At 51.5% G+C, this 6,577-nt stretch carries 5 protein-coding genes; all 5 read right to left on the bottom strand.

Going from position 1 to position 6,577, the window contains the following annotated elements; genetic code table 11:
* Positions 1-12: 12 nt before the first annotated feature.
* The 5 genes from KDK14_RS13230 to KDK14_RS13210 all read right to left on the bottom strand — a co-directional run bounded on the left by KDK14_RS13230 (position 13) and on the right by KDK14_RS13210 (position 6,362).
* Positions 13-1,206, bottom strand: coding sequence for an ankyrin repeat domain-containing protein (locus KDK14_RS13230; protein ID WP_257265623.1), 1,194 nt, complete (start codon positions 1,204-1,206; stop codon positions 13-15).
* Positions 1,207-1,303: 97 nt separating this feature from the next.
* Positions 1,304-2,473, bottom strand: a complete 1,170-nt coding sequence (locus KDK14_RS13225) for an ankyrin repeat domain-containing protein (protein WP_257265622.1) — start codon at positions 2,471-2,473, stop codon at positions 1,304-1,306.
* Positions 2,474-2,846: 373 nt separating this feature from the next.
* On the bottom strand, positions 2,847-3,929 hold the full coding sequence (locus KDK14_RS13220) for an ankyrin repeat domain-containing protein (protein WP_257265620.1): 1,083 nt from the start codon (positions 3,927-3,929) through the stop codon (positions 2,847-2,849).
* Positions 3,907-4,125: a hypothetical protein gene (locus tag KDK14_RS13215; RefSeq protein WP_257265619.1), complete on the bottom strand. Its 219-nt coding sequence runs from the start codon at positions 4,123-4,125 to the stop codon at positions 3,907-3,909. Before KDK14_RS13215 ends, KDK14_RS13220 begins: the two co-directional genes overlap by 23 nt.
* Before the next feature lie 137 nt (positions 4,126-4,262).
* Positions 4,263-6,362: a hypothetical protein gene (locus KDK14_RS13210; protein ID WP_257265618.1), complete on the bottom strand. Its 2,100-nt coding sequence runs from the start codon at positions 6,360-6,362 to the stop codon at positions 4,263-4,265.
* Positions 6,363-6,577 lie beyond the last annotated feature (215 nt).

Below are 6,577 nucleotides of genomic sequence, written 5' to 3'. Positions count from 1 at the left end.
CTGCCATCCTCGCTACGGGGACGCCCAGTCGGGCGCTATTCTCGGACAGCCTCCTAGCGGCTGGTACAAATATTTTTTTATGAGATGCGGCAGCGGCAGGCAGTCAGAGTCCGGTGCCAGGGCTTTTGCCAGCACCCGGTTCTCTATCAGCCGTGAACGAATGCAGGTTCGTGCGCAGGCCATCAGTGTCGCGGGTTGATGCTCCGTCAGGTAATAGTTCAGGACTTCGATCGTGACGACGGCTCCTCTGGCTATCGCAATATCCAGGGCAGTTTTGCCAGAGGCATTGGGAATATCAGCACGGGCACCATTGGCCAGCAGAATGGACGCGATTTTCCAACAGTCATTCTTTGCGGCCAGATGCAGCGGGGTATTGCCAAATTTGTCAGGCTGGTTGGGGTTAACACCATTGGCCAACAAGCTGTTAACCATACATTCGTCTTTGCGATGAAAATCGACAACCGTGCATAGTGGGGTTATACCCCACCTGTCAGGAATCTCTGGATTGGCACCTCTTTGCATTAAAGTGTCAATCGCCTTGGCACTGCCATTAGTGACCGCTTTCAGTACCGGAGTGTGGCCCGATGAGTCAAGGGCATTGATATCGAGCCCCTTGTCCAGTAAATAATTCAGAATCCTGGCGCTCACTGTCGCTTTGTTATGAAACAGGCCTTCGCAAGTCGGGGCCAGATGCAGTGCTGTGCAACCTCTATCGTCGCGGGCGTGCAGGTCTGCTCCCCGGTCCAGCAACAGCTTAAGGGCCGGGTAGTCACCCCAGTCTGCGGCTTTCAGAAATGGCGTAGTTTTTTCTTCAAGCAAACGGTTGCCGACAGTGATATTGGGATTCGCTCCACGGTCCAACAGGGTCTTGATAAAATCTACAGAATCTTTTCTGCCGACAGCCCAATATAGAGGGTTATAACCATCCCTGCCGCGGACATTAACGTTAACACCCAAGTCCAGCAAGCGGTTGACGGAGGCCAGGTCCCCTTTACTGATTGCCGATTTCAGCAAATTTGCAGGTCTTTTCAACTTTTTTGGCCGGCCAGTCTTCGCTGCCAACTGGCCATTACCCGGGGCTGAAGCTACCAACTGTTTTGCCGCTGTCGTGTTATTCGCCGACGCGGGCGCTTCTGCGGATGGGCATTTCACACTGGCATCGGCTGCCAGCTCCTTCTCATGCTGTGTCCTGACATTTGAGAACATCGGCACCCCCAGTGTGACGTATATGTAATGGCTCAATAAAAATAGTGCCGTGGGCTGAATATGCAAGTGTGAATCAAGGTTATTGGCCCGCCCCCGATCAAAGCGTCAGCGGCTGATATAAATAAGCTTTCATGTCTTTGCTCACCGGCAGCCATTCAGAGTCTGGTGCCAGGGCTTGTGCCAACGACACCCGGTTCTTTATCAGCCGTGTACGAATGGAACTTCGGGCGCAGGCCATCAGCGTTTCGGGTTGATGTACCGGAATGTAATTGGCCAGGATGGCGATGATGTTGACGTTTTTTATAGCAACCGAAATATCCTTGGCGGTTTGCCCATGGGCATCGGGAATATCCGCATGGGCACCATAGGCCAGCAGGATCTTGACCATTTGCGGCCGGTTAGTTATCAGCGCCAGATGCAGCGGGGTGTTGCCATACTCTCCGGGCTGGTTCGGATTAGCACCATAGGCCAGCAAGTTGTTGAACACCTCCATATTGTCCCTTGGGTAGTTGTAGCAAGCGACAGCCCTGCAGAGCGGGGTCCTGCCCTGCTGGTCAGGAATGTTTGGATTGGCCCCCCCTTGCAATAAAATGTTAATACCCACAGCGCTGTTATGAATTACCGCATTGAGTAGCGCAGTGCAGCCGTTCGAGTCAAGGGCATTGATATCGGCACCTTTCTCCAGCAAACAATTCAGGACCCGGGTCATTTTTGACGAGTTACCGTAATTGCTGCAACCATAAATAGTGGCCAGATGCAGTGCTGTGCGACCACGAGAGTCACAGGCGAAACGGTCAGCTCCCCGGTCCAGCAACAGCTTGAAGGCCTTATAGTTGGACAGTTTTGCAGCTTGCAGAAATGGCGTGCTGTGTCCCAACACACTGGTGGGAAACGGGAGATCGGGATTTGCCCCACGATCCAGCAGCGTGTTGATAATTTCTTCAGGATGCTTCAAGCCGATAGCCCGAGACAGGGGAGTATCGCCATACTTGCTGCGGATATTGGGGTCAACGCCCTGGTCCAGCAGTTGGTTGACAGTGGCCAGGTCCCGTTGCAGGATAGCTGCACTCATCAACTTTTCTTGTTTTCTCAGCTTTTGTGGCAGATCCTCTTTCACTGCCAACCGGCCATCACTTGCGGGAGCGGCTGCAGCTGCCAACTGCTCTTCCGCTGTCGTGTTATTCGATGGCGAGCAAGCAACTGTGGATGCCTCGCTGGCATCGGCTGCCAATTTCTCCGTATGCGGTGTTCTGGTGTTTGAGAACATAGGTATCCAACTTCAATTAATACCGCCACGAAAACGACATTCGCCGTTATGGCTCAAGTTGCCTTGTTCATTGTTTAACGAATTTTCTGTTCCCGTTGTGAACAAGGAATACTGTTTGAATAAAGAATGACTGCATAAAGATAGTGCCCAAGCCACAATATGCAACATAATATTGTCGACAGGAAACATAAAGATTCTGTTGCCGCTTCCAGCGTGAATAACGGGGAACTGTTCATGGTCAAAAGCCGGAATCGCTTATGCTGTTGCGGGCAACGGGAGGTGAAAAGCTGGCGACGACCTTTTCCCGGACTGAGTAAAATGTTGCAGTAATTCCGTGACAAATCCATAGGTCCTGCGCGAGATTCAGGACAATTTATGCAATATCCGAAATCTTCAGCGGATAGAATAAATAATTTTTCATGACAGGGTCCAGCGGCAGCCAGTCAGATGGTGGCAGGACTGCTGTCAACGGTACCTTGTTCTCTACCAGCCGTGAACGAATGCAGGTACGGGCGCAGGCCATCAGTGATTGGGGTTGATAAACAGGAATGTGATTGTTCAGGATGGCGACCAATTCGTCGTCGTTTTTGTCCACCGCAGTAGACTTGGCAGTGTGGCCAAAGGCATTGGGAATATCAGCACGGGCGCCATGGGCCAGCAGCGTGTTGACAATTTCCGGGCAGTCCCTTGCAACCGCCAGAAACAGCGGAGTACTGCCCAACGCCCCGGGCTTATTGGGATTGGCACCATTGGCCAGTAAAACTTCGACCAATTCTTTACACCCTTGTTGATTTCCTACCGCAAAATTTAACGTGGTGTAGCCTGATGGGCTGGACGTATTCGGGTCAGCCCCCAGAGCCAGAAGTAATCGGGCGAAACCAATGTTGTGAAGAGGACAATATCTTTCTACCAGACAATTCAGAGGCGTGCGACCAGAGTCGTCACACCTGTTCGGGTCCGGGTCCGCGCCGTTATCAAGCAACATATTGGCAATGTCTGAATTGTTCTCCAGCATCGCAGAGAACAGCGGACTAAAAGACCGGTTGCCAGTGGTATTGGGGTTGGCGCCGTAATCCAGCAAAATGTTGACCATGTTGATTTTCATGAAACTATGCTCTTCTGGGCATTGTACTGCAATGCAAAGTGGGGTTCTGCCGTACCAGTCAGGAATATCCGGATTGGCCCCTCTGCGCAGTAAAGTGCTGACGCTCGCAACGTGGCCGTTAAGCGCCGCAACGACCAGCGGGGTGCATTCATCCTCGTTAAGGGCATTTATATCAGCACCTTTGTCCAGCAAACAGTTCATGAGCATGATGGATTTTGTTGTCCGGGGATCAGAGCGGGCCGCCAGATGCAATGGAGTACAATCCCCATAGTCGTCCCGGACGTTAGGATCAGCCCCCATGTTCAGCATCTCCCTGGCAGCCACATATTTACCATTTTGTGCCGCTCTCATTAGAAGGGGTGTTGCAATGTGTGGCAAGCAGGGGGGGGGTGGCCGCATTTGCCCCCGGGACTGCTGAATTCAGCGGCGCCCGAGCAGGCGTCAGCTCCAGGCCGCCTGCACCAGAGGCTGCCGATGGGGGGGCCACGCTGGCATCGTCCGGCACAGGCTCCGATGGCGCCTGCGCTGGTTTGGTACTTGAGAGCATCTGTATTTCCCTTTCCGACATTGCTTGTAATAAGACTATTTTTTTTGGCTATGGTTCCTTAATTGTTTTTAGTGCTGTCCGAGATGACTTGCTCGCTATCCTGTTCAGAAGCTGGAATGGGTATTGATGCCCGGTTGTCATACCCATTGCTTGTCCGCCATCAATTCGTAATCGCCATCGTCTGTATAACTGAGGAATGTTTCATTCTGATAGATCGGTTTGCCAAGTACTTTGTCAGTATTCTCCATAGGGTTGCTGCTCCCTGTTGCCATAACCATCACCTCATAGTCGGGAATTTGTTCGTAATGGTTATAGATGGATCCGCGCTTCATTAAACTCGGGTTCATCGGCAGGTCGTATTCCTTGTCAGCGTTCACCAGGGAGTGCCTGCCCCCTGTTGTCTTGTTCTTGGGACTGACTGATAGCAGTTGGTTTTGGAGCTGAGGAATAGCAGGCAGTGGTCTATTAGTACAAGGTCGGTTTTTGGAGTACTTCGGCACGGGATGGATATGGCCAGTTCGGGTGGATGATCTTTGTTGGCGGTTGCGATGGGTGTACGCAACAACAACACCGATCAGCACAACAATCGCCGCGCCCAGGGTGGCGATAGTGGCTATAAAGGCAGGACTGAGTGATTCTGTCAGCGGTGTGGCAAGCGGGGTAGAACCCGGGCTGGGAATGGTCATGCGTGGTGCTTTGGCCGCAGTGGTCAGGGGCGTTGTTGATGGGTCAACACCCGGGCTGGATATATCTGGTACCGTGGCCGCAGTGGCCAAGTGTGTTGATGATGAGTCAACACCCGGGCTGGACATATCGGATACCGTGGCTGCAGTGGCCAAGTGCGTTGATGATGAGTCAACACCCGGGCTGGACATATCGGATACCGTGGCCGCAGTGGCCAAGTGCGTTGATGATGCGTCAACACCCGGGCTGGACATATCGGATACCGTAGCCACAGTGCTCAGGGGCGTTGTCGATGAGTCAACACCCGGGCTGGAAAAGTTCGTAGTGTCGCCTGGTTTCATGCATGCAGTGATTTGTGATTTTAGCGAAGAATCAGTGACGTATAATGGATTAATATCATTAGCGACCTGGCAATTCGGTTTTACCGGGCTGGAATCAAAATCTGCGCAGAAACCATTTGGAAAAGGATTACATTCTCCAACGTTTTCTTGCTTGTCATTGTTAACAAAGACATTACAAACAATATAGGAATCTCCTTGCTTGATATTTATGTTTTTTAAATCTGCACTTATGACGGTGCTGTTAAACACCTCAGTGTTGTTGACAATTCCATCTTGGTGACCTGCGGCAATACCGATATACGCAGGCGTACCGGAAGCTTTCACCGTGCAGTTTATTGCAGTAGTGTTGGCAACAATTCCTCCTTTAAACTGACGCCCTGCCCCAATACCGGCATATGTGGAACCTTTGGAGGTTGACACAGTGCATTTCACCGCCTTCGTGCCGGTAACCGTTGAATTGGTCGAATTCCCAGCCCCAATACCGGCACTTGTTCCTTTGGCTTTGGTTGAAACTGTGCCGTTTCTCGCCATCGTATCGGTAATCCCTGAATTGCGCGAATGTCCCGCCCCAATGCCGGCATTTCCTGCAACACTGAAAGTTTTGCAGTTGACCGCCAACGTGGAGGTAATATTGCCTTTATTTGTTCTTCCCGCCCCAATACCAGCATGTGCTTTCTTTTCGGAAGTTTCCACCCTGCAGTTTATCGCTGTCGTGTTGGCAACAGATCCATCTCGATTTTGTCCGGCCCCAATACCAGCATGTGCTTTCTTTTCGGAAGTTTTCACCGTGCAGTTTATCGCTGTCGTGTTGGTAACCGAGCCATATTCATTCAATCCTGCACCAATACCGGCATGTGCTTCAACTTCGGAAGTATTCACCCTGCAGTTTACCGCTGTCGTGTTGGTAACAGATCCATCTCGATTTTGTCCGGCGCCAATACCGGCATTTGCATACCGACCGGTGGAATTGAAAGTTTGCACTATGCATTCCACCGCCTTCGTGTCTTTAACCGTTGAGTAGAACGATTTTCCCACCCCAATCCCGGCATCTCCTGATTGACCGTCGGTTGTCACGTTGCAGTTTTCCGCTTTTGTGCCGGTAACCGTTACAAGTGTTTCGCATGCTCCCGCCCCAATACCGGCACCGGTAAATTCCTCTAAAGTTTTCACAGTACAGCTTTGCGCTGTTGTGTCAGTAACTGTTGCATTCATGGAATATCCAGCCCCAATACCGGCATTTGCATGATTTTCCTGAGTTAGTATATGGCATCTCACCGCTTTTGTGCCGATAACATTTCCTGTTCCTGTGTTACTTCCCGCTCCAATACCGGCATGCGCGAATTGGCCTTTTGTTGTCACATTGCACTCTACTGCGTTGGTGTTGATAACAGTGCCTCCGTTAACGCTGCCCACAGCGATACCCGCGC

It is taken from the genome of Endozoicomonas sp. ONNA2 (genome assembly GCF_024606365.1).
GTDB lineage: Bacteria > Pseudomonadota > Gammaproteobacteria > Pseudomonadales > Endozoicomonadaceae > Endozoicomonas.
This window is presented reverse-complemented; position numbering and strand designations above follow the sequence as displayed.